The sequence below is a fragment of the Pseudomonas sp. RGB genome, assembly GCF_007713445.1.
Lineage (GTDB): Bacteria > Pseudomonadota > Gammaproteobacteria > Pseudomonadales > Pseudomonadaceae > Aquipseudomonas.
Genome location: NZ_VMSH01000006.1, coordinates 1 through 26,171 on the forward strand (window position 1 = coordinate 1; position 26,171 = coordinate 26,171).

At 59.7% G+C, this 26,171-nt stretch carries 24 protein-coding genes; 10 read left to right on the forward strand and 14 right to left on the reverse strand.

Annotated features, from left to right (window positions below; translation table 11 throughout):
* Positions 1–62: 62 nt before the first annotated feature.
* From msrQ to mrcB, 9 genes are all read right to left on the reverse strand, one after another.
* On the reverse strand, positions 63–683 hold the full coding sequence (gene msrQ, locus FPT15_RS14235; protein WP_145162060.1) for a protein-methionine-sulfoxide reductase heme-binding subunit MsrQ: 621 nt from the start codon (positions 681–683) through the stop codon (positions 63–65).
* Positions 683–1,696 (reverse strand): protein-methionine-sulfoxide reductase catalytic subunit MsrP, encoded by a 1,014-nt coding sequence (msrP, locus tag FPT15_RS14240; RefSeq protein ID WP_145162063.1) that lies wholly within the window; start codon positions 1,694–1,696, stop codon positions 683–685. The genes msrQ and msrP overlap by 1 nt, the downstream gene beginning before the upstream one ends.
* 63 nt (positions 1,697–1,759) lie before the next feature.
* On the reverse strand, positions 1,760–2,617 hold the full coding sequence (gene pssA / locus FPT15_RS14245; RefSeq protein WP_145162066.1) for a CDP-diacylglycerol--serine O-phosphatidyltransferase: 858 nt from the start codon (positions 2,615–2,617) through the stop codon (positions 1,760–1,762).
* 145 nt (positions 2,618–2,762) lie between these two features.
* Positions 2,763–3,779 carry a ketol-acid reductoisomerase gene (gene ilvC, locus FPT15_RS14250; RefSeq protein ID WP_003176099.1) on the reverse strand — a complete coding sequence of 339 codons (1,017 nt, stop codon included), beginning with the start codon at positions 3,777–3,779 and terminating at the stop codon, positions 2,763–2,765.
* Between the two features lie 47 nt (positions 3,780–3,826).
* Entirely contained in the window at positions 3,827–4,318 is a 492-nt protein-coding gene (gene ilvN, locus FPT15_RS14255) for an acetolactate synthase small subunit (protein WP_003176102.1), read from the reverse strand.
* Between the two features lie 2 nt (positions 4,319–4,320).
* On the reverse strand, positions 4,321–6,045 hold the full coding sequence (locus FPT15_RS14260; protein ID WP_106579404.1) for an acetolactate synthase 3 large subunit: 1,725 nt from the start codon (positions 6,043–6,045) through the stop codon (positions 4,321–4,323).
* Positions 6,046–6,476: 431 nt separating this feature from the next.
* Complete coding sequence (locus FPT15_RS14265) at positions 6,477–6,806, reverse strand: YqcC family protein (protein ID WP_145162069.1); 330 nt, start codon at positions 6,804–6,806, stop codon at positions 6,477–6,479.
* Complete coding sequence (locus tag FPT15_RS14270; RefSeq protein ID WP_145162072.1) at positions 6,806–7,540, reverse strand: M48 family metallopeptidase; 735 nt, start codon at positions 7,538–7,540, stop codon at positions 6,806–6,808. Before FPT15_RS14270 ends, FPT15_RS14265 begins: the two co-directional genes overlap by 1 nt.
* Positions 7,541–7,556: 16 nt before the next feature.
* Positions 7,557–9,881: a penicillin-binding protein 1B gene (mrcB, locus tag FPT15_RS14275; protein WP_145162075.1), complete on the reverse strand. Its 2,325-nt coding sequence runs from the start codon at positions 9,879–9,881 to the stop codon at positions 7,557–7,559.
* A 118-nt stretch (positions 9,882–9,999) separates the two neighbouring features.
* Here mrcB and FPT15_RS14280 point away from each other — a divergent pair, with 118 nt between their 5' ends.
* The 3 genes from FPT15_RS14280 (at position 10,000) to FPT15_RS14290 (ending at position 12,470) form a co-directional block, all read left to right on the forward strand.
* Positions 10,000–11,556 carry a bifunctional aminoglycoside phosphotransferase/ATP-binding protein gene (locus FPT15_RS14280; RefSeq protein ID WP_145162078.1) on the forward strand — a complete coding sequence of 519 codons (1,557 nt, stop codon included), beginning with the start codon at positions 10,000–10,002 and terminating at the stop codon, positions 11,554–11,556.
* A 93-nt stretch (positions 11,557–11,649) separates the two neighbouring features.
* Positions 11,650–11,994: a pentapeptide repeat-containing protein gene (locus FPT15_RS14285; RefSeq protein ID WP_106579232.1), complete on the forward strand. Its 345-nt coding sequence runs from the start codon at positions 11,650–11,652 to the stop codon at positions 11,992–11,994.
* A gap of 203 nt (positions 11,995–12,197) precedes the next feature.
* Complete coding sequence (locus FPT15_RS14290; protein WP_010562703.1) at positions 12,198–12,470, forward strand: TfoX/Sxy family protein; 273 nt, start codon at positions 12,198–12,200, stop codon at positions 12,468–12,470.
* 255 nt (positions 12,471–12,725) lie between these two features.
* Here FPT15_RS14290 and FPT15_RS14295 read toward each other — a convergent pair whose 3' ends face one another.
* From FPT15_RS14295 to FPT15_RS14305, 3 genes are read right to left on the reverse strand one after another with little or no spacing between them, the layout of a single operon-like run.
* Entirely contained in the window at positions 12,726–13,493 is a 768-nt protein-coding gene (locus FPT15_RS14295; protein ID WP_145162081.1) for a heme ABC transporter ATP-binding protein, read from the reverse strand.
* Positions 13,493–14,530 (reverse strand): iron ABC transporter permease, encoded by a 1,038-nt coding sequence (locus FPT15_RS14300; protein ID WP_145162084.1) that lies wholly within the window; start codon positions 14,528–14,530, stop codon positions 13,493–13,495. Before FPT15_RS14300 ends, FPT15_RS14295 begins: the two co-directional genes overlap by 1 nt.
* Positions 14,527–15,405, reverse strand: coding sequence for a hemin ABC transporter substrate-binding protein (locus tag FPT15_RS14305; RefSeq protein ID WP_145162087.1), 879 nt, complete (start codon positions 15,403–15,405; stop codon positions 14,527–14,529). The genes FPT15_RS14300 and FPT15_RS14305 overlap by 4 nt, the downstream gene beginning before the upstream one ends.
* A gap of 83 nt (positions 15,406–15,488) precedes the next feature.
* Between FPT15_RS14305 and FPT15_RS14310 the strand changes: the two genes are divergently transcribed.
* Positions 15,489–15,806, forward strand: a complete 318-nt coding sequence (locus FPT15_RS14310; RefSeq protein WP_145162090.1) for a Rieske 2Fe-2S domain-containing protein — start codon at positions 15,489–15,491, stop codon at positions 15,804–15,806.
* Here the strand turns inward: FPT15_RS14310 and sfsA are convergent.
* On the reverse strand, positions 15,803–16,516 hold the full coding sequence (sfsA, locus tag FPT15_RS14315; protein WP_145162093.1) for a DNA/RNA nuclease SfsA: 714 nt from the start codon (positions 16,514–16,516) through the stop codon (positions 15,803–15,805). The two genes, FPT15_RS14310 and sfsA, sit on opposite strands and share 4 nt — an antisense overlap.
* Positions 16,516–17,688, reverse strand: coding sequence for a pyridoxal phosphate-dependent aminotransferase (locus FPT15_RS14320; protein ID WP_106579238.1), 1,173 nt, complete (start codon positions 17,686–17,688; stop codon positions 16,516–16,518). Before FPT15_RS14320 ends, sfsA begins: the two co-directional genes overlap by 1 nt.
* Positions 17,689–18,008: 320 nt before the next feature.
* On the opposite strand from FPT15_RS14320, the gene dksA reads away from it, so the two are divergent.
* From dksA to FPT15_RS14350, 6 genes are all read left to right on the forward strand, one after another.
* Positions 18,009–18,449 (forward strand): RNA polymerase-binding protein DksA, encoded by a 441-nt coding sequence (dksA, locus tag FPT15_RS14325; RefSeq protein WP_034100675.1) that lies wholly within the window; start codon positions 18,009–18,011, stop codon positions 18,447–18,449.
* A gap of 83 nt (positions 18,450–18,532) precedes the next feature.
* Complete coding sequence (gene gluQRS, locus FPT15_RS14330) at positions 18,533–19,420, forward strand: tRNA glutamyl-Q(34) synthetase GluQRS (RefSeq protein ID WP_145162096.1); 888 nt, start codon at positions 18,533–18,535, stop codon at positions 19,418–19,420.
* 62 nt (positions 19,421–19,482) lie between these two features.
* Complete coding sequence (locus FPT15_RS14335) at positions 19,483–19,659, forward strand: hypothetical protein (RefSeq protein ID WP_003176118.1); 177 nt, start codon at positions 19,483–19,485, stop codon at positions 19,657–19,659.
* Positions 19,643–22,597, forward strand: a complete 2,955-nt coding sequence (locus FPT15_RS14340; RefSeq protein WP_162530298.1) for a sensor histidine kinase — start codon at positions 19,643–19,645, stop codon at positions 22,595–22,597. The genes FPT15_RS14335 and FPT15_RS14340 overlap by 17 nt, the downstream gene beginning before the upstream one ends.
* Before the next feature lie 22 nt (positions 22,598–22,619).
* Positions 22,620–24,059 carry a sigma-54 dependent transcriptional regulator gene (locus tag FPT15_RS14345; RefSeq protein ID WP_145162098.1) on the forward strand — a complete coding sequence of 480 codons (1,440 nt, stop codon included), beginning with the start codon at positions 22,620–22,622 and terminating at the stop codon, positions 24,057–24,059.
* Positions 24,060–24,767: 708 nt separating this feature from the next.
* Entirely contained in the window at positions 24,768–26,171 is a 1,404-nt protein-coding gene (locus FPT15_RS14350) for a polynucleotide adenylyltransferase PcnB (protein WP_145162099.1), read from the forward strand.

The window sequence follows — 26,171 nt, forward strand, 5'->3', positions numbered from 1 at the left end:
GTTTCGACTGCGCCGGAAGTGGGGCGAATTATAGACTTCCAGAATCTGCCGTCAAGCACTAATTACGCTTTTGGTGCAGAAACTGGTTTTTTCGCGATAAGGCGGGGAATCCGGCGCATAACAGGCGGAATACGCAGGGCCAAAAGCAGCGCACCTATAGATGCATATACTGCCCACTCCTTCAGATCGGCCCGCACAATCCACAACATATGCAGCAAACCAAGCCCAAGGATCACATACACCAAGCGATGCAGCTTCTTCCAACGACTGCCAAGTCGACGCTGGCTATAGCGATTGGAGGTCACTGCCAGCACCAATAAGCAGAGGAAACCCAACGCGCCCACAATAATGTAGGGCCGCTTACGCAGCTCCACCCCGAATTGCGACCAATCGAGTCCCAGGATAAAGACGCAGTAAGCCGCCAGGTGCAAAACCACATACGCAAAACACCAGAGACCCAGCTGCCGGCGGACAGCAATCCACCCCGCCCACCCACTGAGCTTCTGCAATGGCGTCATGCTCAGCGTGATCAGCAACAGAACCAAGGTCCCAAGCCCCAACCGATCCATCAGCACTTTGCCTGGATCAGGCCCGAGCACAGAACTCCATGCCTCGTACAACCAGAAAAATGGCCATATTGCTGCGGCTATAAAGACGCCTATGCGCCAGATCGGATAACGCATCAGTAATTCTTCCGCAGATCGAGGTCCGTATAAAGAGAAGCGACCTCATCCGAGTAGCCATTGAACATCTGCGTCTCGCGCACGTTCGGGCTGAACAAGCCGCTGGGCAGGCGACGTTCTCGCGCCTGAGTCCAACGAGGATGGTCGACCGTAGGATTCACGTTCGCGTAGAACCCATACTCATCGGCCGCGATGCTCTGCCAGGTCGTCTTGGGTTGTTCGCTTACAAGACTGATCCGCACAATCGACTTCACACTCTTGAAGCCATACTTCCACGGCACCACCAGACGCAGTGGCGCGCCGTTCTGGTTAGGCAATTCACGCCCGTACATGCCAACGGCAAGGATAGCCAATGGGTTCATGGCCTCGTCCAGGCGCAACCCTTCTACATATGGCCAGTCGATCAAGCCGAAACTTGAACGCTGCCCCGGCATGCTTTTGGGGTCCTGGAGCGTTTCAAAACGGATGTACTTGGCTTTGGAGGTCGGCTCCACCTGCTTGAGCAAAGCGGAAAGGGGGAAACCCATCCACGGAATCACCATCGACCACGCCTCGACACAGCGCAAACGGTAGATGCGCTCTTCCAACTGATAAGGCTTCATGAAGTCTTCCAAGGCATAACGCCCCGGCTTGCCGACCTCTCCATCAATCACCACACTCCAGGGCTCGGTCTTGAGTGAACCCGCGTTCTTCGCCGGGTCCCCCTTGTCAGTACCGAATTCATAGAAGTTGTTGTAGTGGGTTGCGTCCTTGAACGGCGTGATGGCTTCGTCCTTTACCGTAACAGCCTGCCACTGGGTGCCTGGCAGCTTTTGGGCAAACCAACTCGGGGCATCGCCCGGCTCGACGTCGGCATAACGCGCTGCATCGTCAGCACTGGCCCAGCGCGGCAGGGTACTGGCAGCGACGCCTGCAAGCGCACCACCGAGCAAGCTGCGGCGAGATAAATAGAAGGATTCAGGCGTGACATCCGATTCGTGACAATCGGACGCTTTGGGGATCTTGATTAACATGGCAACTCCGCAGCATTGGAGGACTGATGCACCAATAGACTGCGGAGTATGGCGGACATTACATTAAGACAATGTTTTGTCGCGGCGCAGATGCAGCAAGTACTGAATCGGCCCCGAAGCGGCGTAGACCAGGAACGCCAGCAGCAGGATACGCGGCGGGTCGCTGAACACTACAGCGAACACCAACACCACCACCAGGATCGCCACGAAAGGCACGCGCCCCTTGAGGTCGAACTCCTTGAAGCTGTTGTACTTGATATTGCTGACCATCAGCATGCCGGCCGCAGCCACCATCAAGGCCACCAGGAACGACATTTTCGAGCCCTGGATTCCATAGTCACTGAATGCCCAGACAATACCAGCCACCACGCCCGCCGCCGCCGGGCTGGCAAGGCCGATGAAGTAACGCTTGTCAGCGGTGCCCACCTGGGTATTGAAGCGCGCCAGACGCAAAGCGGCGCCGGCGACATAGATGAAGGCGACCATCCAGCCGACCTTGCCCATATCCCCCAGCGCCCAGGCAAACGCCAGCAGCGCCGGTGCGACCCCGAAAGCGACCATGTCCGACAGCGAGTCGTACTCGGCGCCAAAGGCACTTTGCGTGTTGGTCATGCGCGCCACACGGCCGTCAAGGCCATCAAGCACCATGGCCACGAAGATTGCGATGGCGGCAAAACCGAAATACTTGCTGGCACTCACCGCATCACCCGCCGCCAGCGCACTTTGGGCGCTCATGGAGTTGATGATGGAATAGAAGCCGGCAAACAGGTTCGCGGTGGTGAACAGGTTAGGCAGAAGATAGATGCCACGATGCCGGACCTTGCGACCTTCCGCGTCATGCCCTTCTTCGACATGCTCATCGATCGGCAGCAGGCTTTCGGCGTCAGAGGCCTGGTGTGGCTCTTCGGGACGTTCGCTCATGGATTTTACCTTGCAACGGTGTGAAAAAAATTCGACAGAAACTTGCGGCGAGTGTTCGCCCGCAAACGATGCAGCTTTATACCAGAACCAGCCCCTCAAACGAAAAAACGCGGCCTAAGCCGCGTTTTCTGTTGATGCGTACGACTTAGTTTTTGGCTTTGTCGACGATCTTGTTGGCACCGATCCACGGCATCATGGAGCGCAGTTGCTCGCCGATGACTTCGATACCGTGAGCGGCATTGTTACGACGCTTGGCGGTCATCGAAGGGTAGCCGGTTGCGCCTTCGCTGATGAACATTTTGGCGTATTCGCCGTCCTGAATACGTTTCAGGGCATTGCGCATGGCCTGACGGGACTCGGCGTTGATCACTTCCGGGCCAGTCACGTACTCGCCGTATTCGGCGTTGTTGGAGATCGAGTAGTTCATGTTGGCGATACCGCCTTCGTACATGAGGTCAACGATCAGCTTCAGTTCGTGCAGGCATTCGAAGTAGGCCATCTCTGGCGCGTAGCCAGCTTCAACCAATGTTTCGAAACCAGCTTTGACCAGCTCAACGGTACCGCCGCACAGAACGGCTTGCTCGCCGAACAGGTCGGTTTCAGTCTCGTCCTTGAAGGTGGTTTCGATGATGCCGGTACGACCGCCACCCACGCCAGCTGCGTAGGACAGTGCAACGTTTTTGGCGTTGCCCGAGGCGTCCTGGTAGATCGCGATCAGGTCAGGGATACCGCCGCCTTTGACGAACTCGGAACGCACGGTGTGGCCCGGGGCTTTCGGCGCGATCATGATCACGTCGAGGTCAGCGCGTGGAACAACCTGGTTGTAGTGAATCGCGAAGCCGTGGGAGAAGGCCAGGGTGGCGCCCTTCTTGATGTTCGGCTCGATTTCATTCTTGTACAGCGCGGACTGGAACTCGTCCGGGGTCAGAATCATGACCAGGTCAGCAGCAGCAACGGCGGAAGCAACGTCGGTCACTTTCAGGCCATGGGCTTCAGCCTTGGCAACAGTGGCCGAACCTTTGCGCAGGCCGACAGTGACGTCAACGCCTGAATCTTTCAGGTTGCACGCTTGGGCGTGGCCCTGGGAACCGTAGCCGATGATGGCGACTTTCTTGCCCTGGATGATCGACAGGTCACAATCTTTATCGTAATAAACTTTCATGAGGTTCCTCTATATATCCAGGCCGTAAGGCCATTCGCTAATTTGGGTTAGATGCTGAGTACTTTGTCGCCACGGGCAATCCCGGTGACACCACTGCGTACGGTTTCCAGAATCGAGGCCGTCCCGATCGACTGGATGAAACTGTCCAGCTTGTCGCTTGTACCGGTCAGTTGAACGGTATAAACGCTGGCGCTCACATCGACGATCTGCCCGCGATAAATGTCAGTAGTCCGTTTAATCTCGGCACGCTGGGCACCCGTAGCCTTGACCTTAACCAACATCAGCTCACGCTCAATGTGGGCACTTTCCGAAAGATCGACCAGCTTGACCACTTCGATCAACTTGTTGAGGTTCTTGGTGATCTGCTCGATCACCTCATCGTGGCCCACGGTGGTCAACGTCAGGCGCGACAGGGTCGGGTCTTCGGTCGGCGCCACGGTCAGGCTTTCGATGTTGTAGTTGCGTTGCGAAAACAGGCCGACAACACGAGACAGAGCGCCGGGTTCGTTCTCCAGAAGCAGGGAGATAATGTGCCGCATGATTAAGTACGCTCCGTCTTGTTCAACCACATGTCGCGCATAGAGCCGTCTTTGATCTGCATCGGGTAGACGTGCTCGCTGGTATCCACTTGAATATCGAGGAACACCAGGCGGTCCTTCATGGCGAACGCCTCTTCCATCTTCGGCTTCAGATCTTTCAAATCGGTGATGCGAATGCCGACGTGGCCGTAGGCTTCAACCAATTTTACGAAATCTGGCAGCGATTCCATGTAGGAATGGGAGTGACGGCTGCCGTAGCTCATGTCCTGCCACTGACGAACCATGCCCAGTACGCCGTTGTTCAGGCAGACGATCTTCACCGGAAGGCCGTACTGCAAGCACGTCGACAACTCCTGAATGTTCATCTGGATGCTGCCCTCACCGGTGACGCACGCGACGTCGGTGTCAGGGAAGCTCAGCTTCACACCCATGGCCGCAGGAAAACCAAAGCCCATCGTGCCCAGGCCACCGGAGTTGATCCAGCGGTTAGGCTTGTCGAACTTGTAGTACTGCGCGGCGAACATTTGGTGCTGGCCCACATCGGAGGTTACAAAGGCATCGCCCTTGGTCACTTCGCACAGGGTTTCGATTACGGTTTGTGGCTTGATGACGCTGCCGTCGCCTTTGTCGTAAGGGAACAGGCCGCGGTCACCGCGCCATTCGTCGATCTGCTTCCACCAGCTGGCAACGGATTCCTTGTTCGGCGTTTCGCCGATGTCCTTGAGCGCGGCAACCATCTCGGTCAACACACTTTCTACCGGACCCACGATCGGCACATCGGCCTTGATGGTCTTGGAGATGGACGCCGGGTCGATGTCGATATGGATGATCTTGGCATTCGGGCAGAACTTGCTCGCGCCGTTGATCACACGGTCATCAAAACGCGCGCCCACTGCCAGGATCACGTCGGCGTGGTGCATGGCCAGGTTGGCGGTGTAGCTGCCGTGCATGCCGAGCATGCCGACGAACTGACGGTCCGTGCCCGGGAATGCGCCGAGGCCCATCAACGTGTTGGTGACCGGCAAATTGAGCAGTTTGGCCAGTTCGGTCAGCGGCGCAGAACCGCCACCCAGGATCACGCCACCGCCCGAGTACAGCACCGGGCGCTTGGCCGCCAGAAGCATTTCTGCCGCCTTGCGGATTTGCCCCGAGTGCCCACGAACAGCCGGGCTGTAGGAACGCAGCTTGGCTTTCTTCGGGAAGATGTATTCGAACTTTTCAGCCGGGTTGGTCATGTCTTTCGGGATATCGACCACAACAGGGCCCGGGCGACCGGACTGTGCGAGGTAGAACGCCTTTTTCATGACTTCCGGGATTTCCGAGGCATGCTTGATCATGAAGCTGTGTTTCACGATCGGCCGGGAGATACCGATCATGTCGGTTTCCTGGAATGCATCGGTACCCACCATGGTGCTTGCGACCTGGCCGGAAATGATCACCATCGGAATAGAGTCCATATACGCAGTCGCGATGCCGGTAATGGCATTCGTTGCGCCTGGGCCGGACGTCACCAGTACCACACCGGCTTTACCGGTGGCACGGGCGTAACCGTCAGCCATATGGGTCGCGGCCTGTTCGTGGCGAACCAGGATGTGGGTAACAGCCGGTTCCTTGAACAGTGCGTCGTAAACATGCAGCAGAGCACCACCTGGGTACCCGTAGATATAGTCGACGCCTTCGTCACGCAAAAAGCGGACGAGCATCTCACCGCCAGATAAAAGCTCCACGTTGTTCACCTCTAAAACGCCAGAATACCGTCCGTTAAAAACCGACGGGTCTTAATAGGTTTACTTCTCAACAGAGCATGAGCGACGGTGGTCGCCGACTACGTCAGCACTGACTGAGCAAGTATTGGGATCGTCCCAAGTGTTGCGGGCTTTTCCCACCCAGCGCGAGGTAACGCGTTGCGGGTGTTACAGGTCGGCGCGGATATGCGCCTCATGATCTGCTGAGCGGGTCTGCTTCTGGCAGTCCCGATACAGCGGACTTTGGATTCTTCTGTTTCAGCCCCTTCAAGTCAAGCAATAATTGCGCTTTTTTCCAACTAAGCGCATGAGAACGTAGATTAAAGGGGTTTGAGGAGGGATAAAACTCGCCTGAATGTCGTCAAGCGGTAGAAATGTGCGCAAGACTGCCGGAAAACCCGGCAGTCAGGCAATTAACGAGCGTCGACGATCAATTGGTCGAACTTTTTCAGCGCGTTACGCAAACCGAGGCTCTCACGCGGGCGATCGGCGTAAACCATCTCCGCCATCTCCAGAATCCCCGACGCATTAGGTAACGGCAGGTCCTGCTCGAGGATCTGCTTCATGCGCACCAAGAAGATCCATTGCAGCCACTGATGAAAATCCAGGGTATCAACCGAAAAAGGCTCGACACTGCTGAGCGCCTCTGCGCTGGGGGACACCTCGTCCCACCAGCCCTGCACGCGCAATTCGCGCTCGATCAGCAATAACTGCTCGGCAATTGCGGGAAAACGTGCATCCATCAGAGGCTGACCTTGGCTTTCTGGCGAGCCTGCGCAGCACCGGCGGCATCGCCTTGGGCAGCACGCGCGTCACCAATCAGGGCCCACAGGTTGGCTTGCAGATCGGGACGACCATTGGCCAGGCTCAGGCCGCGACGGGCGAACTGTTCGGCTTGCGGCGCATCACCTTGAGCCATACGCACCTGGGCCAGGCGATACAACACTTGCGGCTCGCGAGGTGCCACGCGCTGGGCACGTTCAAGGCTGGACGAAGCGCCGTTCAAATCACCACCGGCCTGCTGTTGCTGGGCGGTGGTCAACAGCGAGAGCACTGGTCCGTCCAGTTGCTCATCAGCCGACAGGCCGCCAGCGTTCGACGACGACGGAATACCGCTCGGCGTCGACGGCATGTTGTAGGTGCCCTGGTTAACCGGCGCCGTCTGGATCGGCGTGGAATCAACCGGCCCCGACGTGCTTGGGCCTGGGGTCCACGGCTCGGCGCTGATCGGCGCCGACGTTGCAGCACCACCGCCCGGCACCATCACTACCACACCCGAATCCTGCGGCATGGCCTGCGGTGTGGCTTGGGCCGGACGCTTGACCACGGTCTGACGGAAGCCGCCGTTGGCCGAAATGCGATCGTTATTGGAAACGGTGGTACTCGAATCCACCACGGGAATCGAACCGCGCTGCACGCTGGAGCAACCGCTGAGCACTGCCAGAGCTGTAATAGCTGGAATCAACCACTTGTTCACGTGAAACCCTCTTTGCTTAGTTCATCCAGCCCTTGACCCAATCCATCACCGATTCCGCGTCAGCAGGGGCACTGCCACCGCATGCGGCGCCGGGTGGTGGCTCGCTGCCGCGAATATACGGCATCTGCACCGCACCCGGACAGTTGGCATCAGAGCCCTGCCCCGTGTGCGGATCAATCCAGGCCTGCACGATGTTGTCCGGTTGCGGCATGTTCAGCGGCAGCGGGTCGGCCTTGCGCATGAAGCTGGTCCAGACCTGCAGCGCACCGGTGGCACCGGTGAACGGCGTCTTGCCATTGTCGTCACGCCCCAGCCAAACCACGGCCAGCACGTCCTGGCCGAAGCCTGCGAACCAGCTGTCACGCGAATCGTTACTGGTACCGGTCTTGCCCGCCAGCGTCAGGTTCGACGGCAGCACGCTGTAAACCGAGCGCCCGGTGCCTTCGCGCATTACGCGCTGCATGGCGTTCTGGATCAGGTAAATGGAGCCTGCATCAAAGCGCTGTTGAATCTGGAAAGGATAGCGCTTGAGCGGTTCGCCCTCGGCAGTCAGCACGCTGCGGATACCGCGCATCGGGGTATTGAAGCCGCCGTTGGCGAGGGTCTGGTACATCGTGGCCACTTCCATCGGGGTCATGGCGCCAGCGCCCAACAGCATCGATGGGAATGACGGAAATTCACGGTTGATGCCCAGGCGGCCCAAGGTTTTCAACACATTCGGCACCCCGACTTCCAGCCCGAGGCGTGAGGTGGAGATGTTGTAGGAATGCGCCAGGCCCTGATACAGGAAAACCGTGCCGTGAGAGCGGCGATCGAAGTTCTGCGGCGTCCACACTTGGCCATCGGCACCTTTGACAGACAATGGGTCATCTGAGAGCCAACTGGTCAGGGTGTATTTGCTCGGTTTTTCCAGGGCCGTCAGGTAGACCGCAGGCTTGACCAGCGAGCCGATCGGCCGCACGGCATCCAGCGCGCGGTTGAAACCGGCAAAACTGGCCTGGCGACTGCCGATCATCGCCTGGACTTCACCGGTTTCCGGGTTGGTCACCACCATGGCCGCCTCGACTTCATCGGCGCCCTTGCGGCCGGTCAGGCGTTTGAAGGTGTCGTTGACCGACGCTTCGGCTTTCATCTGCAAAATCGGGTCGAAGCTGGTGAAGATCCGCAGGCCTTCCTCGGTCAAGTCTTCGTCACGGTAATCTTCGCGCAACTGACGTTTGACCAGGTCGATAAAGCCTGGGAAGGAGCTGTCGGCCAGCTTGCCGCGAGTGGTTACACCCAGTGGCATTTTCTTTGCGGCCGCGACTTGTTCAGCGGTAGCCACGCCCTGCTGCTCGAGTACGTCCAGCACCAGGTTACGACGTTCAAGCGCACGCTCCGGGTTGCGACGCGGGTTGTAATAGGACGGCCCCTTGACCATGCCCACCAGCAACGCGACCTGATGCAATTTCAACTCGGACAACGGCTGACCGAAGAAGAACTGGCTGGCCAAGCCAAAGCCGTGAACGGCGCGCTGGCCATCCTGACCGACAAATACTTCGTTGAGGTAAGCCTCAAGGATTTCCTGCTTGCTGTAATGCAGCTCCAGCAGCATCGCCATCATGGCTTCGGTGAGTTTGCGGGTCAGGCTGCGCTCGTTGGTCAGGTAGAAGTTCTTGACCAATTGTTGCGTCAGCGTACTGCCACCCTGCGTCATCTTGCCGCCAGAGGTGTTAACCCAGATGGCGCGGGCAATCGACTTGGGCGAGACACCCCAGTGGCTGTAGAAGTCGCGGTCTTCGACGGCAACCAATGTTTCAAGCAGATACGGCGGCACCTGATCAAGCTTGATCAGGATGCGATCTTCCAGGTTCTTGGGGTAAATGCCGCCGATCAGCAGCGGCTCCAGGCGCACCACAGGCAACTTCGAACCATTGAGCGACGATAGCTCGGCGACGTAATCGCCAGAGAAGCGCACGCGCACCGGTTGAGCTTTTTCCAGGCCTTCATAGAACTGGAAGCCGCGGGTATTCAAGTCGACGGTATTGCCGCTGACGGCCGCGGCGCCAGGGCCATTGCTCACGGCTTCGCGGCGGTAACCCAAGGCGTCGAGCTCGGTGAGAAAGTCATCCTTGCTCAGCTTCTGGCCGGTAAACAGTTCCAGCGGGCGTGCGTACACCTTGGCCGGAATGGTCCAGCGCTTGCCGGAGAACTTCTCCTGGACCACGGCATCGAGGTACACCGCGAAGCCGGCGAGCACCACAAGGCCCACCAGGCTGAGCTTGAGCGCCCAGCCCAGCCACGGACGCAGGCCGCGGGAAGGAGGTTTTTTACGGGAACGGGGAGATCGGGTTCGAGTCATGGCGGCGGATTATACGCACTTTATTGATGATCAACATGAGCCGGACAGCGGTTTGCACGACCGGCTCTAACAGCCATAATGCCCGCCATGATTTCCCCCAGACTTTGAAGGATCGCCCGTGAGCCAGTCCCTGATCGCTGCCCTGCAAAACCCGGCTTTGTATCCCCATCCGGTTGAAGCGTTTCAAGTTATCGAGACCCATATTTCCTGGGTCATTCTGACTGGCCCCTTCGCTTACAAACTGAAGAAGCCGATGAACTTCGGCTTTCTGGATTTCACCCAACTGGACGACCGGGGGCACTTCTGCAACGAAGAACTACGCCTCAACCAGCGCCTGACCGAAGATTTGTATCTTGAAGTGTTGCCGATTACCGGCACCGCCGAGGCTCCGCAACTGGGCGGCGATGGCCCGGTAATCGAGTACGCGCTGAAAATGCGCCAGTTCCCGCAAAGCCAACTGCTGAGCACTTTGCAAGCCAACGGCGAACTGACCAGCGCACACATCGATGAAATGGCCAAGCAGATTGCGCATTTCCACCTCACCGCACCAAAGGTTCCACAGGCGCACCCGGCCGGCACCCCGGACGAGGTGATGGCGCCGGTGCGCCAGAACTTCGATCAGATCCGTCCTTTCCTCAGCGACAAGGCCGACCTGGCCCAGCTTGAAGCTCTGCAGGCCTGGGCCGAAAGCAGCTTCGAGCGCCTCAAGCCTCTGCTGGCGCAGCGCAAGCTCGAGGGCTTCACGCGTGAATGTCACGGCGATATCCACTTGGGCAATGCGACGATGATCGACGGCCAAGTCGTCATCTTCGACTGCATCGAGTTCAACGAGCCGTTCCGCTTCACCGATGTGTACGCCGACACGGGCTTCCTGGCGATGGACCTGGAAGACCGTGGCCTCAAATCCCTGGCGCGTCGCTTTATCAGCCAATACCTGGAACTGACCGGCGATTACCAAGGCCTGGAAGTGCTGAACTTCTATAAAGCGTACCGGGCGCTGGTACGCGCCAAGGTTGCATTGTTCAGCATGCCGAGCGAGGCAAGCCCGGTGCAGCGCGCCACTACCCTGCGCCAGTACCGCAACTACGCCAACCTGGCCGAAAGCTACAGCACTATTCCTTCGCGCTTCCTGGCAATTACCCACGGCGTATCGGCAGTCGGCAAGAGCCACGTTGCCATGCGCCTGGTGGAAGCCTTGGGCGCCGTGCGCCTGCGCTCGGATGTGGAACGCAAACGCCTGTTTGGCGAACAGCACGTGGAAAACACACCACAGGCCGGCATCTATGCCGCCGACGCCAGCGCAGCAACCTATGCTCGCCTGAATGAAATCGCCGATATCGTCTTGCGCGCCGGCTACCCGGTCGTACTGGATGCCACCTTCCTCAAACGTGAACAGCGCGACGCCGCCGCGAAGATTGCCGAGGCCACCGGCGCGCCATTCCTGATCCTGGATTGCAACGCACCGCAAGCCGTTATCGCCAGCTGGTTGGCACAACGTCAGGCGGATAAGAACGACCCTTCCGACGCGACGCTGACCATCATTGAAGAGCAGCAGGCCAACCGAGACCCGCTGACGGCTGAAGAATTGCTGCTCAGCAAGCGTGTAGAGACCAATGAAAGCGGAACCCTGGATGCCCTGGTGGCGCATATTCGCCAACGCCTGCCAGGCCTGTAAGAAATATTTCTTGGTCGTGTCACCGATCTACGGTGCACGACCGAGCAATAGTGGCACTATAATGGCGTCATAATTCCAACAGGAGTCGCCGTCATGAGTCAGCCCAAGCTTCTTGATACTCCGCTCTACGCGCTCCTGCACAAGGACGACATTCGAGGCTTCAACCAGGAACGGCCTAAAGACGGCAGCATCGACATGCGTGGCGGTGACTTTCGTGGGCTGGACTTGCGCGACCTGAACGCCACGGGCGTAGATTTCACCGACGCGTATTTCCGCTCTGCCGATCTGCGTGGCCTGGATCTACGCGACTGCTCATTGGAAGGCGCCAGCCTGGCGCATGCACAAATTTCCGGCACCTACTTTCCACCTGAACTGACCGCCGACGAGATCCTCATGTCGGTTAATTTCGGCACTCGCCTGCGCTATCGCACCAAGTGACGCCATACGCCCGCCCCCGGCTACGCATCAAGTGTGCCGGGTGATTCGCCGTGCCTCTGCTTAAAAACTCCTGAGCATTCTTATAAGCGTTTCAGCCGTTCCTGACCAAAGAACTACGCTTTTCCTACTGAGCGCTACACTCCTTTTCAGGCTTGCCTGGTCACGATACCCACCGAACCATTCGGCCGTCGCAAGGAGGCTTGATGAACGATGAGCTGCAACACCTGAAAAACCTTGGCAAGACATCGGCGCAGTGGCTGCATGCGGTGGGCATCCACAGCGCGTCCGACTTGCGCCGCCTGGGAGCGGTCGATGCCTACCGGGCAGTGCGAACTCGCGGTTTCCGGGCGTCGAAGGTATTGCTGTACGCCATTGAAGGCGCATTGATGGATGTGCACTGGAACGACATTCCCGCGGAGCGAAAGGAAGCGCTGAACCGCCAGCTGGATGCGATTTCGGCACGTCAGAAGAATTAGCTCAGCGATAAAACTCAACGTTTACAGGCATTACGAACGCCTGTTTGAGAAAATCCACAGGTCGAGCAAAAACAAATGTTGACTCTCAAATGAGAATCGTTATGATTATCACAACTGATCGCGAGATCAGCCGATAACTGAAAGACCATTGGTTCGGACTCTCAGATTATCTCCTCATCAGGCTAATCACGGTTATTTGACCCGGCTCTTGCCGGGTCTTTTTTTGCCTGTAAAACGCCTATAAAACCGTGAGGCTCAGCGCGCGATAATCAACGGATGCCCACGCTCCGGGTGCGGCTGCACCAACACATCCAGCCCAAACACAGCTTTGAGCGGCTCAGGTCGCAAGACGTGTGCGGGCGTATCCAACGCATGCGGACGCCCGCCTTCCAGCAGCAGAATGCGATCACAGTAACGCGCAGCCAGATTCAGGTCATGGAGAATCACCAGTACGGCCGCGCCTCGATCGGCAAAACTGCGAATAGCCTGCAAGGTCGTGTGCTGATGCAAAGGGTCAAGCATCGACGTCGGCTCATCCAGCAGCAACGTCTGCCCCGCCTCGCCCGGCCATAGTTGCGCCAATACCCGCGCCAGGTGCACACGTTGGCGCTCCCCGCCAGACAACGCCAAGTAGCTGCGGCCGCTCAAATGGCTGATGTCCGCCGCCTGCAACGCCGCACGGATGATCTCGTCGTCACGCACGCGCCCGGTCTGATGCGGCAAACGCCCCATGCCGACAACCTCTTCAACGCGAAACGCAAAATCCAGGGTCGAGGTTTGCGGCAATACCGCCAAGCGCTGGGCGCGCTGCGGGCCGGTCCAGCTCTTGAGCGCCTGCTGATCCAGCCACACCGTGCCCTGATCAGGGCGCAGCTCACCGCACAGCGCGCTGAGCAAGGTGCTTTTGCCAGCACCATTGGGGCCCAGCACGCCAAGTACCTGGCCCGGTAACAGGTCCAGGCTGACATCGGCCAACACAGTCTTGCGACCACGCCGGATCTGCAGCGCTTCCACTCGCAGCATCAGGCGCGTCCTCGCAACAACAGAAAAAGAAAAAACGGCGCACCGATAAACGCCGTAACAATGCCGATCGGCAACTCCGCGGGCGCCAAGGCCAGGCGCGCCACCAAATCTGCAAACAGCAACAAACTCGCGCCGGCCAGCACCGAGGCTGGCAACAGCACACGATGGTCGGGCCCGGCCAGCAACCGCACCAAGTGCGGGACCACCAGCCCGACAAACCCGATCATCCCCGCCGCCGCTACTGCCGCCCCCACGCCCAAAGCGGTGCAGAACACCAGCTCACGCTTGAGCCCTTCCACATCAATCCCCAGGTGGCTGGCCTCGGACTCACCCAGCAACAAGGCATTCAGCGCCTTGGCGCGGCGCGGCAACCAAAGCGCGACACCCGCGCTCACCAGCAGCAACGGCCACAACCGCGAGTAGCTCGCGCCATTGAGGCTGCCCAGGTTCCAGAACGTCAGGGTGCGCAGAGTGGCGTCGTCGGCCAAATAGGTAAACAGCCCGACCGCCGAGCTGGCGAGGGCCGTGAGCGCGATGCCGGCAAGCAGCATCGTCGCAACATTGGTCTGGCCGTTACGGCGCCCCAGGCGATAGACCAGCGCAGTCACTCCCAAACCACCGAGAAACGCACACAGCGACAGCAAGTAAGGCCCGAACGCATCCGGCAGTCCGCCAAAAAACGAACCCCCGACAATCGCAATCGCCGCCCCCAGCGCCGCGCCACTCGACACCCCGACCAGCCCGGGATCCGCCAACGGATTACGGAACAACCCCTGCATCGCCACGCCCGACAACGCCAGCACGCCGCCGACCGCCAGGCCAAGCAATGTGCGCGGCAGGCGAATCTGCCCCAGGATCAATTCGGCCTGCTCCAGGCCTTCGCCTGCAATCGGCACGCCCATCAAGCGCAACGCGGCCCTGAGTGTGTCCAGCAACGGCAGGCTGACCGGCCCCAAGGCTAATGAGAACCAGGTCGCCAATACACACAACAGCGCCAGCCCGACAAACAGTGTTTTCGGCTTAACCAGAGGGGTCATGGAGCAGGTTTAGCCTGGGACGGATAGAACCCGGCAGACAGTTGCACCAGGCTTTGCGGCACACGCGGGCCCAGGCCGCCCACCAGCAGGGTGGGGTCCAGCTCAAACACCCGGCCATTTTCGGCCGCCGGCGTTGAGGCCAAAATCGGGTTTTCCTTGAACAGCGCCGCGCGCGCTGCATCGCCGGTCAAGGCACGGTCAGCAAATACCAGCACATCAGGACTCAGCCCCGCCAACGACTCCACCGAAAAAGGTTTGTAGCCAGTATGGGTGGCCAAGTTGCGTCCGCCCGCCTGCTGCAACAGCCAATCGGCGGCGGTCTCTTTACCTGCGATCAGCGGCTTGCCGCCCGCATGACCGAGCACCAACAGCACACCCGGGGATTTTTGCGTGGCCTGGGCCTGAGTGACCCAGCGCTTCTGCCGCTCGAGTGCTTGTTCATATCCGGTAAATAATTCGTTGGCTTTAGCCTCACTGCCCAGCAACTTGCCAAGGTGCTGCAAGTTGCCTTTCAGGGTTGGCAGGTCCGGCTCGGCCGAAAACATTTCCACCTGCACGCCGGCGCCGCGAATTTGCGCAAGTACCGGCGGCGGCCCCATTTCCTCGGTGCCGACCAGTACTTGCGGGCGAAGGCTGAGAATGCCTTCCGCCGACAACTGGCGCTGGTAACCTATGCTCGGCAAGGCCTTCAGCGATTCCGGGTGCTGGCTGGTAGTATCCACGCCCACCAGTTTCGATTCGCCGCCCAAGGCCGTCACCCATTCCGACAGCGCTCCACCGGCACTCACCCAGCGTTGCGGCAGTTCAGAGGCTTGCGCCCCGTGGTGGACCAGCAGTGAGACAACAAGCGCAATAGCGCTGGTACTCAGACGCATAACAGGGTTTCCTTCCAGGGGCGGGGCGAAGCCGGCATTTGATAATTGTTTGCATTTGAACGTCAAGGCACTTAAGGATTGAAATGAAGTTTCTCTGCACCTCCGACACCCTTGCAGCCAACAGCAGCCTCGGCTTCGAGATCGACGGTTGCAAACTGTTGGCCGTGCGCCGGGACGGCGTTGCCTACTTCTATATCAACCGTTGCCCCCATCGCGGCATCGCGCTGGAATGGCAACCCGATCAGTTCCTCGACACCAGCGCCAGCCTGATCCAGTGCGCCACTCACGGCGCGCTGTTCCTGATCGAAAGCGGCGAATGCATCGCCGGCCCCTGCGCGGGCCAGAGCCTCACCGCCCTGCCCGGCCGCGAAGACGCGCAGGGCCTGTGGGTGCAACTCTAGTCGCTGATCAGTACATCCAAGCGACGTTCCACAACAATTTCCTCAGGCGTGACTCGCACACCGTAGGCCAATACCTCCACACCGGCGGCCCTGGCCTCACGCAATGCCGCAGCGTAACCAGCGTCGATTTCAACCGCTGGGCGCACTGCCTCGATCCCCGACAGGTTGACGCAATACAACTGCACCGCCCGCACCCCGTCACGCGCCAGGTGCGCCAACTCGCGCAGGTGCTTGGCGCCGCGCTGGGTCACCGCATCGGGGAAGGCTGCCACCGCCGTGCCATCAAAGCCCAGGGTGACGCTTTTGACTTCGACAAACGCCGCGCCCTGCGGGTAATCGAGGCGAAAATCGATGCGGCTTTTCTCCTGGCCATAAGGCACTTCGCGCCTCAAGGCAGTAAACCCGTTGAGCTCAGTGATCACCCCCGCGCGCAGCGCCTCTTCGACCAGTTGGTTGGCGCGCGCCGTGTTGACGCACGCCAGCCGCCCCTGCGGCGTTTCGGCAATTTCCCAGGTGCCGGGCAACTTGCGCTTGGGGTCCGTGGAGCGACTGAACCAGACCTGGCCGCTCTCCACCATGCAATTGAGCATCGAGCCGGTGTTCGGGCAGTGAATCGTCAGCAACTCGCCGGTAACGGTTTCGATATCGGTGAGAAAACGCTTGTAGCGGCGGATCAGCCGCGCTTCTTCGAGAGGAGGATGAAAACGCATCAGCCTTGCCAGCTCCGCAAACCACGGGCGATACGCTCTACCGCCTGTTGTAGCCGATCGATATTTTGCGTGTAGGCAAAACGCACATGGTGGCCGGCTTGATAGCGGCCAAAATCCAGCCCGGGCGTAAACGCCACGTGTTCGGTTTCGAGGAAATGCCGACAGAACGCGAAGGCATCACCGCCGAACGCGCTGATATCGGCATACAAATAGAACGCTCCTTCCGGCTCTACGGCGATCCCGAATCCAAGTTCGCGCAAGGCGGGCAGCAGGAAGTCCCGACGGCGACCGAATTCGGCGCGGCGCTGCTCCAGAATGCTCAACGTTTGCGGGGTAAAACACGCCAGTGCCGCGTACTGGGCCATGCTCGGCGCGCTGATGTAGAGGTTTTGCGCGAGCTTTTCCAATTCACCCACCGCCGCGGGCGGCGCCACCAGCCAACCCAGGCGCCAGCCGGTCATGCCGAAATACTTCGAAAAACTATTCAGGACGAACGCGTCGTCGTCCACTTCCAGCACGCTGGCGGCATCGGTGCCGTATGTGAGGCCGTGATAGATCTCGTCCACCACCAAGTGGCCGTCGCGCGCCTTGATTGCACTGGACAACCCCGCCAACTCGTCCCGTGTAAGGATCGTGCCGGTGGGGTTGGCCGGGGAAGCGACCAACGCGCCTACGCTGTCCTGGTCCCAATGTTTGGCCACCAACTCGGCGGTCAATTGGTAGCGCACGTCCGGGCCAACCGGCACCAGCTGCGCCGCGCCTTCCACCAAGCGCAGAAAATGTCGGTTGCACGGATAGCCCGGGTCGGCGAGCAACCAATGTTTGCCCGGATCGACCAGCAGGCTGCTCGCCAGCAGCAACGCACCGGAACCACCGGGGGTGATCAGAATGCGCTCAGGATCGATGTTCAGCCCGTAGCGCTGCTGGTAGAAACCACTGATGGCCTCGCGCAACTCCGGCAACCCGCGCGCTGCGGTGTAGCGGGTCTTGCCGTTGGCCAGCGCCGCCTGGCCGGCCTGGATGATGGGCTCGGCCGTGGTGAAATCCGGCTCGCCGATTTCCAGGTGGATCACGTCATGGCCGGCTGCCTGCAGCTCATTGGCTCGCGCCAGCAGCGCCATGACATGAAAAGGTTCGATGGCGCGACTGCGCGCACTGTAGGGCTGAGCCATTAGCCTTCCTTAACGGTGAGGACAAAATCAGGATTCTACCGAACCCTCGCGGTAAAACATGCTCTATTGCCTGCTCGGCCGTCCATGACGAACCGAGCAAGCGCTTGCAAAACGACTAAAATCAACATTCGAGACACGCTATACCCAGCCATGGCGGGCTGTTGCAGTTTGCACCCCCGCCAAGTTGGGCCTCGACAACCGGGAGTGGCGCACCCCGAATCTATCTGGTAAGTTCGCCCGCTTGCAGCCGCAGGGCCGGCAGGTGTCGGTGACGTTGCAATCCTGCGCAATGGATTAGAAGAGTGAGAGGCGGTCTATTCATGTCCACCCAAGCAAAGCAACAGCAGCAGAGCCTCAGTGGCTTCACACCTTACGTCGAAACGAAAGGTGAGGAGTACATGGGCAAGCCCATGCGCCAGCACTTCACCAAGATCCTGCAAAAGTGGAAGCAGGACTTGATGCAAGAGGTCGACCGCACCGTTGACCACATGAAGGACGAAGCCGCCAACTTCCCGGACCCGGCAGACCGTGCCAGCCAGGAAGAGGAATTCGCCCTCGAACTGCGCGCCCGTGATCGTGAACGCAAGCTGATCAAGAAAATCGACAAAACGCTGCAACTGATCGAAGACGAGGAATATGGCTGGTGCGAATCCTGCGGCGTCGAGATTGGTATTCGCCGCCTGGAAGCCCGCCCAACCGCGGACCTGTGCGTAGACTGCAAAACCTTGGCTGAAATCAAGGAAAAACAGGTCGGCAAATAATCCTGCCGGGCTGAACGAATGGGGCGTGCAAACGCCCCATTTTTGTTTCTGGCGTTTACCGATTTTCCAGTAGTATCCGGCCCATGACAGCCTCTACCTATATCGGGCGTTTCGCCCCCACGCCCAGCGGCCATTTGCATTTCGGCTCGCTGGTTGCCGCCCTCGCTTCCTACCTCGATGCCCGCGCCAATCACGGCCGCTGGCTGATGCGCATGGAAGACCTCGACCCACCGCGTGAAGAACCCGGCGCCCAGACGGCGATCCTGCACGCCCTGGAAAGCTACGGCTTCGAGTGGGATGGCGAACTCGTCCGACAAAGCGAGCGGCATGATGCCTACGCCAAAGTCCTCGACGGCCTGTTCAACCACGGCCTGGCCTACGCCTGCACATGCTCGCGCAAACAGCTGGAGCCCTACCACGGGATTTACCCGGGTTTATGCCGCAATGCCGGGCACGATCAGCACGACGCGGCCATTCGCCTGCGCGTACCCGAGCTGGAATACCACTTTACCGACCGCGTACAGGGCGAATTCCGACAGCACCTGGGCCGCGATGCAGGCGATTTCGTCATCCGTCGCCGCGACGGCTTGTATGCCTATCAATTGGCCGTCGTGCTCGACGACGCCTGGCAAGGTGTAACCGACATCGTGCGCGGCGCCGACCTGCTCGATTCCACGCCACGCCAGCTCTACCTGCAAGAACTGCTGGGCCTGCGCCAGCCGCGCTACCTGCACGTGCCGTTGATCGTGCAGCCGGACGGTAACAAGTTGGGCAAAACCTACCGTTCCCCGCCGTTGACACCGGACCAGGCCACGCCTTTGCTGTTAAGGGCATTGCGCGCCCTCGGCCAGCCCGCCGGCGCTGAACTGCTGCACGCCAGCCCACGGGAACTGCTCGATTGGGGCATTGCGCACTGGGATGCAACCCTGATCCCGCGCACACTCACGCTGGCCGAAGCGCAATTGCGCTGAAGGCGCTTGCAGCTTGCCAGCCATCCGTTACCATCGCCGCAGTTTTTTAATCAGAGGCCAACATGTACATCTATCGATTGGTCCTGCTGCTGGTCGTCGGGATCTACCTGTTTTCCCCCGCCATCATGGATTGGTGGATCGACGCCACGGGCGCCTGGTATCGCCCTTATCTGCTGTGGCTGATCCTGATCGTCGTGACCTTCATCCTGCAGAGCCAAAAAGATGCCGATGAGCTTTAGCCTCACCCAGATGCTGCTGATCAGCGCCGCCTACCTGGCCGCGCTGTTCGCCGTGGCCTGGATCAGTGAGCGCGGAATGATTCCGCGGGCGATCATTCGCCATCCGTTGACCTACACCTTGTCCCTGGGCGTTTACGCCAGCGCCTGGGCGTTTTATGGCACCGTGGGCCTGGCCTATCAGTACGGCTACGGCTTTCTGTCCAGTTACCTTGGGGTGTCCGGCGCATTCCTGCTGGCGCCAGTGTTGCTGTACCCGATCCTGAAAATCACCCGTACCTACCAGCTGTCATCCCTGGCGGACCTGTTTGCCTTCCGCTTTCGCAGCACCTGGGCCGGCGCGCTGACCACGATTTTCATGCTGCTCGGCGTGTTGCCATTGCTGGCCCTGCAGATCCAGGCCGTGGCAGATTCCATCAGCATCCTGACCCGTGAGCCGGTGCAGCATCGCGTCGCCCTGGCTTTTTGCGCGTTGATCACGCTGTTCACGATTTTCTTCGGTTCGCGCCATATCGCCACCCGTGAAAAACACGAGGGCCTGGTGTTTGCGATTGCCTTTGAGTCGGTAATCAAGCTGATCGCCATCGGCGGCGTCGGCCTGTATGCGCTGTATGGCGTGTTCGACGGCCCGCAACAGCTGGAACTGTGGCTGCTGCAAAACCAGACCGCCCTCGCCGCCCTGCACACGCCGTTGCAGGAAGGCCCATGGCGCACGCTGTTGCTGGTGTTCTTCGCTTCGGCGATTGTGATGCCGCACATGTACCACATGACCTTCACCGAGAACCTCAATCCGCGCTCATTAGTGAGTGCAAGCTGGGGCTTGCCGCTGTTCCTGCTGCTGATGAGCCTGGCGGTGCCGCTGATCCTGTGGGCCGGCCTCAAGCTGGGCGCAACCACCAACCCGGAATACTTCACCCTCGGCGTGGGTATTGCCGCCAACAGCAAATCCCTGGCGTTGCTGGCGTACGTCGGCGGTTTGTCGGCGGCCAGTGGCTTGATCATTGTCACCACGCTGGCGCTGTCGGGCATGGCGCTCAACCACTTGGTGTTGCCGCTGTATCAGCCGCCGGCCGAAGGCAACATCTACCGCTGGCTGAAGTGGACGCGCCGCGCGCTGATCGTCGCGATCATCATGGCCGGTTATGGCTTCTACCTGTTGCTGGGCGCAGGGCAAGACCTTGCCAACCTCGGCATTGTCGCGTTCGTTGCCACCTTGCAGTTCCTGCCGGGCGTATTGTCGGTGCTGTACTGGCCGACCGCTAATCGCCGCGGGTTTATCGCCGGCCTGCTGGCGGGGATTCTGGTGTGGATCGTTACCATGCTGCTGCCGCTGGTCGGCAACCTGCAGGGTTTCTACATTCCGTTGCTGAACATGATTTACGTGCTGGACGACACCAGTTGGCACATGGCCGCCATCGCTTCACTGGCTGCCAACGTGTTGATGTTCACCTTGATCTCACTGTTCACCAACGCCAGCCCCGAAGAAACCAGCGCCGCCGAAGCCTGCGCGGTGGACAACGTGCGCCGCCCGCAACGCCGCGAGCTGCATGCCGCCTCACCCCAGGAGTTCGCCACGCAACTGGCCAAGCCGCTGGGTGCGAAAGCCGCGCAAAAGGAAGTCGAACAGGCACTGCGCGACCTCTACCTGCCGTTCGACGAGCGCCGCCCGTATGCGCTGCGACGCTTGCGTGACCGTATCGAGGCCAACTTGTCCGGGCTGATGGGGCCAAGCGTGTCCCAGGACATGGTCGAAACGTTCTTGCCCTACAAGGCTGGCGGCGAAAACTACGTCACCGAAGACATCCATTTCATCGAGAGCCGGCTGGAGGATTACCACTCGCGCCTCACCGGCCTTGCCGCCGAACTCGACGCACTGCGCCGCTACCACCGCCAGACCCTGCAGGAACTGCCGATGGGCGTGTGCTCCCTGGCCAAGGATCAAGAGATCCTGATGTGGAACAAGGCCATGGAAGAACTCACCGGCATCGCCGCGCAACGAGTAGTGGGTTCGCGCCTGAACACCCTGGGCGATCCGTGGAAAGAACTGCTGCAGGGCTTTATCAACCTGCCCGACGAGCATTTGCACAAGCAGCACTTGGCACTCGACGGCCAGACGCGGTGGCTCAACCTGCACAAAGCGGCGATCGACGAACCGCTGGCACCCGGCAACAGCGGCCTGGTGCTGCTGGTGGAAGACTTGACCGACACGCAAATGCTCGAAGACAAGCTGGTGCACTCCGAGCGCCTGGCCAGCATTGGTCGTTTGGCGGCAGGCGTGGCCCACGAGATTGGCAACCCGATCACCGGTATCGCCTGCCTGGCGCAGAACCTGCGGGAAGAGCGCGAAGAGGACGGCGAAATCACCGAAATCAGCGGGCAGATCCTTGAGCAGACCAAGCGCGTTTCACGCATCGTGCAGTCGTTGATGAGCTTCGCCCATGCCGGCGCTCATCAGAATCAGGACGAGGCCGTGTGCCTGGCCGAAGTCGCGCAGGATGCCATTGGGCTGCTGGCCTTGAACCGGCGCAATTTCGAAGTACAGTTCTTCAATCTGTGCGACCCGGACCACTGGGTCGACGGCGATTCCCAACGCTTGGCGCAGGTGTTGATCAACTTGCTGTCCAACGCCCGTGACGCGTCCCCGCCGCACAGCGCGGTACGCGTCAAGAGCGAGGCTTTCGAGCACACGGTCGATCTGATCGTGGAGGATGAAGGCAGCGGTATTCCACAGAACATCATGGACCGATTGTTCGAACCTTTCTTTACCACCAAGGACCCGGGTGAAGGTACCGGTCTGGGCCTTGCACTGGTCTATTCCATCGTTGAAGAGCATTATGGACAAATCACCATCGACAGCCCGGCTGACACCGAAAGCCAACGCGGCACCCGTATTCGGGTGACCTTGCCGCGTCATGTCGAAGCGACGTCCGCTGTGAACTGAGACCGTCGAGAGAATTGAATCAATGCCGCACATTTTGATCGTCGAAGACGAAACAATTATCCGCTCTGCCTTGCGTCGCCTGCTTGAACGTAATCAGTATCAGGTCAGCGAAGCCGGCTCGGTGCAGGAAGCCCAAGAGCGATTCAGCATTCCCACGTTCGACCTGATTGTCAGCGACCTGCGTTTGCCGGGCGCGCCAGGCACCGAGCTGATCAAGCTTGGCCAGGGCACGCCGGTGCTGATCATGACCAGTTACGCCAGCCTGCGTTCGGCGGTGGACTCGATGAAGATGGGCGCGGTGGATTACATCGCAAAGCCTTTCGACCACGACGAAATGCTGCAGGCCGTGGCCCGCATTCTGCGCGACCGTCAGTCGGCCAGCAGCGCGCCCGCCGAACAGCGCCCCGCCGGCAAGACCGCGAGCGGTGCGGACAAGCCCGGCGTCAACAACAGCAATGGCGAAATCGGCATTATCGGCTCCTGCCCACCGATGCAGGACCTGTACAGCAAGATTCGCAAAGTCGCGCCCACCGACTCCAATGTATTGATTCAGGGCGAGTCGGGCACCGGTAAAGAACTGGTCGCCCGTGCCCTGCACAACCTGTCCAAACGCGCCAAGGCCCCCATGATTTCGGTGAACTGTGCGGCGATTCCTGAATCGCTGATTGAGTCCGAACTGTTCGGCCACGAAAAAGGCGCGTTTACCGGCGCCAGCGCCGGGCGTGCGGGCCTGGTCGAAGCGGCGGACGGCGGCACCTTGTTCCTCGACGAAATCGGCGAACTGCCGCTGGAAGCCCAGGCGCGCTTGCTGCGCGTGTTGCAGGAAGGCGAAATTCGCCGCGTAGGTTCGGTGCAATCGCAAAAGGTCGATGTTCGCCTGATCGCCGCGACCCACCGCGACCTCAAGAGCCTGGCCAAGATCGGCCAGTTCCGTGAAGACTTGTATTACCGCCTGCACGTGATCGCCCTCAAGCTGCCGGCCCTGCGTGAGCGTGGCGCCGATGTCAACGAAATCGCCAGCGCCTTCCTGCTGCGCCAGAGCGCGCGGATCAACCGTACCGACCTCAAGTTTGCCCCGGACGCCGAACAGGCGATTCGTCACTATTCGTGGCCGGGTAACGTGCGAGAGCTGGAGAACGCGGTCGAGCGCGCGGTGATTCTGTCGGAGAGCCCGGAGATTTCTGCCGAGCTGCTGGGCATCGACATCGAGTTGAGTGACCTGGAAGACGACGATTTCATCGGCCTGGCCCCACAACAGGGCGGCGGTAGCAATACCAGCCACGAGCCGACGGAAGATTTGTCACTGGAAGATTACTTCCAGCATTTCGTTCTTGAGCACCAGGACCACATGACCGAAACCGAGCTGGCGCGCAAGCTGGGCGTGAGCCGCAAGTGCCTGTGGGAACGGCGCCAGCGCCTGGGCATTCCGCGTCGCAAGACCGGCGTGGCCAGCGAGAGTTGAGGGTGCGCCCCCATAGGTAACACCCTCAGATGTGAAAAAACTGTTACCGCTGAATTTTCACGTAACAAAAGCCGGGGCTTACGGTAACGAAGCCCCGGCTTTTTTTCGCCCCCGAAAACGCCGAAAGCGCCTCAACCCCCCGGTTTTGCTGGGCGGCACAAAAGTTGGCACGCACCCTGCTATATGCTTAGTACAAAAACAATAACAAGCTCAGTACCCGACAATAAAAATAAGACGTATCGACTCACGCACAATAAAAACAACACGGCGGAGGCGCAGCTAACTGATTCTTTTGGAGAGGCGTTGCATTTGGGGCTTGCCCCGCAACCAGGCCGAGAACAACAAAAACTGCCCTAAGGCAGAGCCTGAACTGGTTGGATCGTAGATCAGCAACACAGCGACCAAAGCAATCCGTTTGCTCTTGACTCCCGATTGGGAGTGTCATGAAGGTGAAGCTTCATGGCGAGGGCGATCAACAAAAACAAGAAGCCCGAAATCAATAATAAAAATAGAGCACGCAACTACTTCTGGGGGAGCTTCGGCTCCCCTTGTAGTTTCCGGCATTTGGCCGGTTCCCCTGTCTTTTAAGCTTATGGCGCAAGGCCTGCAGCTTGTTCCTACACCATCCCTCGACTAAATGCTAGAATCCCCGCCCATCATGCGGTCATTCTTCGTTATGGCCGAACATTCCTTCAAACAGTGCATCCCATGCTGAAGAAGTTGTTCCAGTCATTCCGTTCTCCCTTGCGTCGTACGCAACACATTCGCAGCACGCCTGAAGTGCTTAACAGCAATCAGCATTCATTGCAGCGTGCTCAATTCAGCCGCTATGCGGTGAACATCGTCGAACGTTTGCAGAACGCCGGCTACCAGGCTTATCTGGTGGGCGGCTGTGTACGTGACATGATGCTCAATATCACGCCCAAGGATTTCGACGTCGCCACCAGCGCCACGCCCGAGCAAGTGCGTGCCGAATTTCGCAACGCGCGAATCATCGGTCGCCGGTTCAAGTTGGTGCATATCCACTTCGGCCGCGAAATCATCGAGGTCGCCACGTTCCGCGCCGGCCACCCGCAAAACGATGAAGAGGAAGACACCAACCAGTCTTCCCGCAACGAAAGCGGCCGCATCCTGCGCGACAACGTCTACGGCACCCTGGAAGAAGACGCGCAACGCCGCGACTTCACCATCAACGCCTTGTATTACGACCCGGTCAGTGAGCGCATCCTCGATTACGCCAATGGCGTACACGACATTCGTAACAATCTGATCCGTTTGATCGGCGACCCGACGCAGCGCTACCAGGAAGACCCGGTGCGCATGCTGCGAGCCGTGCGTTTTGCCGCCAAGCTGAATTTCGGTATTGAGAAACACACGGCCGCGCCGATTCGCGACCTGGCGCCCATGCTGCGGGAAATTCCTTCGGCACGCCTGTTCGAAGAAGTGCTCAAGCTGTTCCTCTCGGGGTACGCCGCCGACACTTTCGAAATGCTCGTCGACCTGCAGTTGTTCGACCCACTGTTCCCGGCCAGCGCCGAGGCTCTGGAATACAACCCGACGTACACCCACACGCTGATCAGCGAAGCCTTGATCAATACCGACCTGCGCATCAAACAGAACAAACCGGTGACCCCGGCGTTCCTGTTTGCCGCCCTGTTGTGGCCGGCCCTGCCCAAACGCGTACTGCGCCTGCAGGACCGTGGCATGCCGCCGATTCCTGCCATGCAGGAAGCTGCGCACGAGCTGATCGCCGAGCAATGCCAACGCATCGCCATTCCGAAACGTTTCACCCTGCCGATCCGCGAGATCTGGGACATGCAGGAGCGCCTGCCACGGCGCAGCGGCAAACGCGCCGACCTGCTGCTGGACAACCCGCGCTTCCGCGCTGGCTACGACTTCCTGTTGCTGCGCGAAAGCGCCGGCGAGCAAACCGACGGCCTGGGCGAATGGTGGACCGACTACCAGGACGCCAACGACAGCCAGCGCCGCGACATGATTCGTGACCTTGGCAGCAAAGGCGATGGCGCCAGCGATGGGCCGAAGAAGCGTCGTCGCAGCTCCAGCAAGCGCAAACGCACGTCTGCCGATGCCTCGGGCGCTGCAGGCGAATAA

Bases quoted from the DNA above. Each gene is read 5' to 3' on its own strand.
- ilvC (WP_003176099.1), bottom strand. From the start codon at position 3,779: ATGAAAGTTTATTACGATAAAGATTGTGACCTGTCGATCATCCAGGGC.
- gluQRS (WP_145162096.1), top strand. From the start codon at position 18,533: ATGACAGCCTCTACCTATATCGGGCGTTTCGCCCCCACGCCCAGCGGC.
- dksA (WP_034100675.1), top strand. From the start codon at position 18,009: ATGTCCACCCAAGCAAAGCAACAGCAGCAGAGCCTCAGTGGCTTCACA.
- FPT15_RS14305 (WP_145162087.1), bottom strand. From the start codon at position 15,405: ATGCGTCTGAGTACCAGCGCTATTGCGCTTGTTGTCTCACTGCTGGTC.
- FPT15_RS14265 (WP_145162069.1), bottom strand. From the start codon at position 6,806: ATGGATGCACGTTTTCCCGCAATTGCCGAGCAGTTATTGCTGATCGAG.
- FPT15_RS14290 (WP_010562703.1), top strand. From the start codon at position 12,198: ATGAACGATGAGCTGCAACACCTGAAAAACCTTGGCAAGACATCGGCG.
- FPT15_RS14350 (WP_145162099.1), top strand. From the start codon at position 24,768: ATGCTGAAGAAGTTGTTCCAGTCATTCCGTTCTCCCTTGCGTCGTACG.
- FPT15_RS14340 (WP_162530298.1), top strand. From the start codon at position 19,643: ATGCCGATGAGCTTTAGCCTCACCCAGATGCTGCTGATCAGCGCCGCC.
- FPT15_RS14300 (WP_145162084.1), bottom strand. From the start codon at position 14,530: ATGACCCCTCTGGTTAAGCCGAAAACACTGTTTGTCGGGCTGGCGCTG.
- ilvN (WP_003176102.1), bottom strand. From the start codon at position 4,318: ATGCGGCACATTATCTCCCTGCTTCTGGAGAACGAACCCGGCGCTCTG.
- msrQ (WP_145162060.1), bottom strand. From the start codon at position 683: ATGCGTTATCCGATCTGGCGCATAGGCGTCTTTATAGCCGCAGCAATA.
- FPT15_RS14310 (WP_145162090.1), top strand. From the start codon at position 15,489: ATGAAGTTTCTCTGCACCTCCGACACCCTTGCAGCCAACAGCAGCCTC.
- FPT15_RS14295 (WP_145162081.1), bottom strand. From the start codon at position 13,493: ATGCTGCGAGTGGAAGCGCTGCAGATCCGGCGTGGTCGCAAGACTGTG.
- mrcB (WP_145162075.1), bottom strand. From the start codon at position 9,881: ATGACTCGAACCCGATCTCCCCGTTCCCGTAAAAAACCTCCTTCCCGC.
- FPT15_RS14345 (WP_145162098.1), top strand. From the start codon at position 22,620: ATGCCGCACATTTTGATCGTCGAAGACGAAACAATTATCCGCTCTGCC.
- pssA (WP_145162066.1), bottom strand. From the start codon at position 2,617: ATGAGCGAACGTCCCGAAGAGCCACACCAGGCCTCTGACGCCGAAAGC.
- sfsA (WP_145162093.1), bottom strand. From the start codon at position 16,516: ATGCGTTTTCATCCTCCTCTCGAAGAAGCGCGGCTGATCCGCCGCTAC.
- msrP (WP_145162063.1), bottom strand. From the start codon at position 1,696: ATGTTAATCAAGATCCCCAAAGCGTCCGATTGTCACGAATCGGATGTC.
- FPT15_RS14320 (WP_106579238.1), bottom strand. From the start codon at position 17,688: ATGGCTCAGCCCTACAGTGCGCGCAGTCGCGCCATCGAACCTTTTCAT.
- FPT15_RS14285 (WP_106579232.1), top strand. From the start codon at position 11,650: ATGAGTCAGCCCAAGCTTCTTGATACTCCGCTCTACGCGCTCCTGCAC.
- FPT15_RS14335 (WP_003176118.1), top strand. From the start codon at position 19,483: ATGTACATCTATCGATTGGTCCTGCTGCTGGTCGTCGGGATCTACCTG.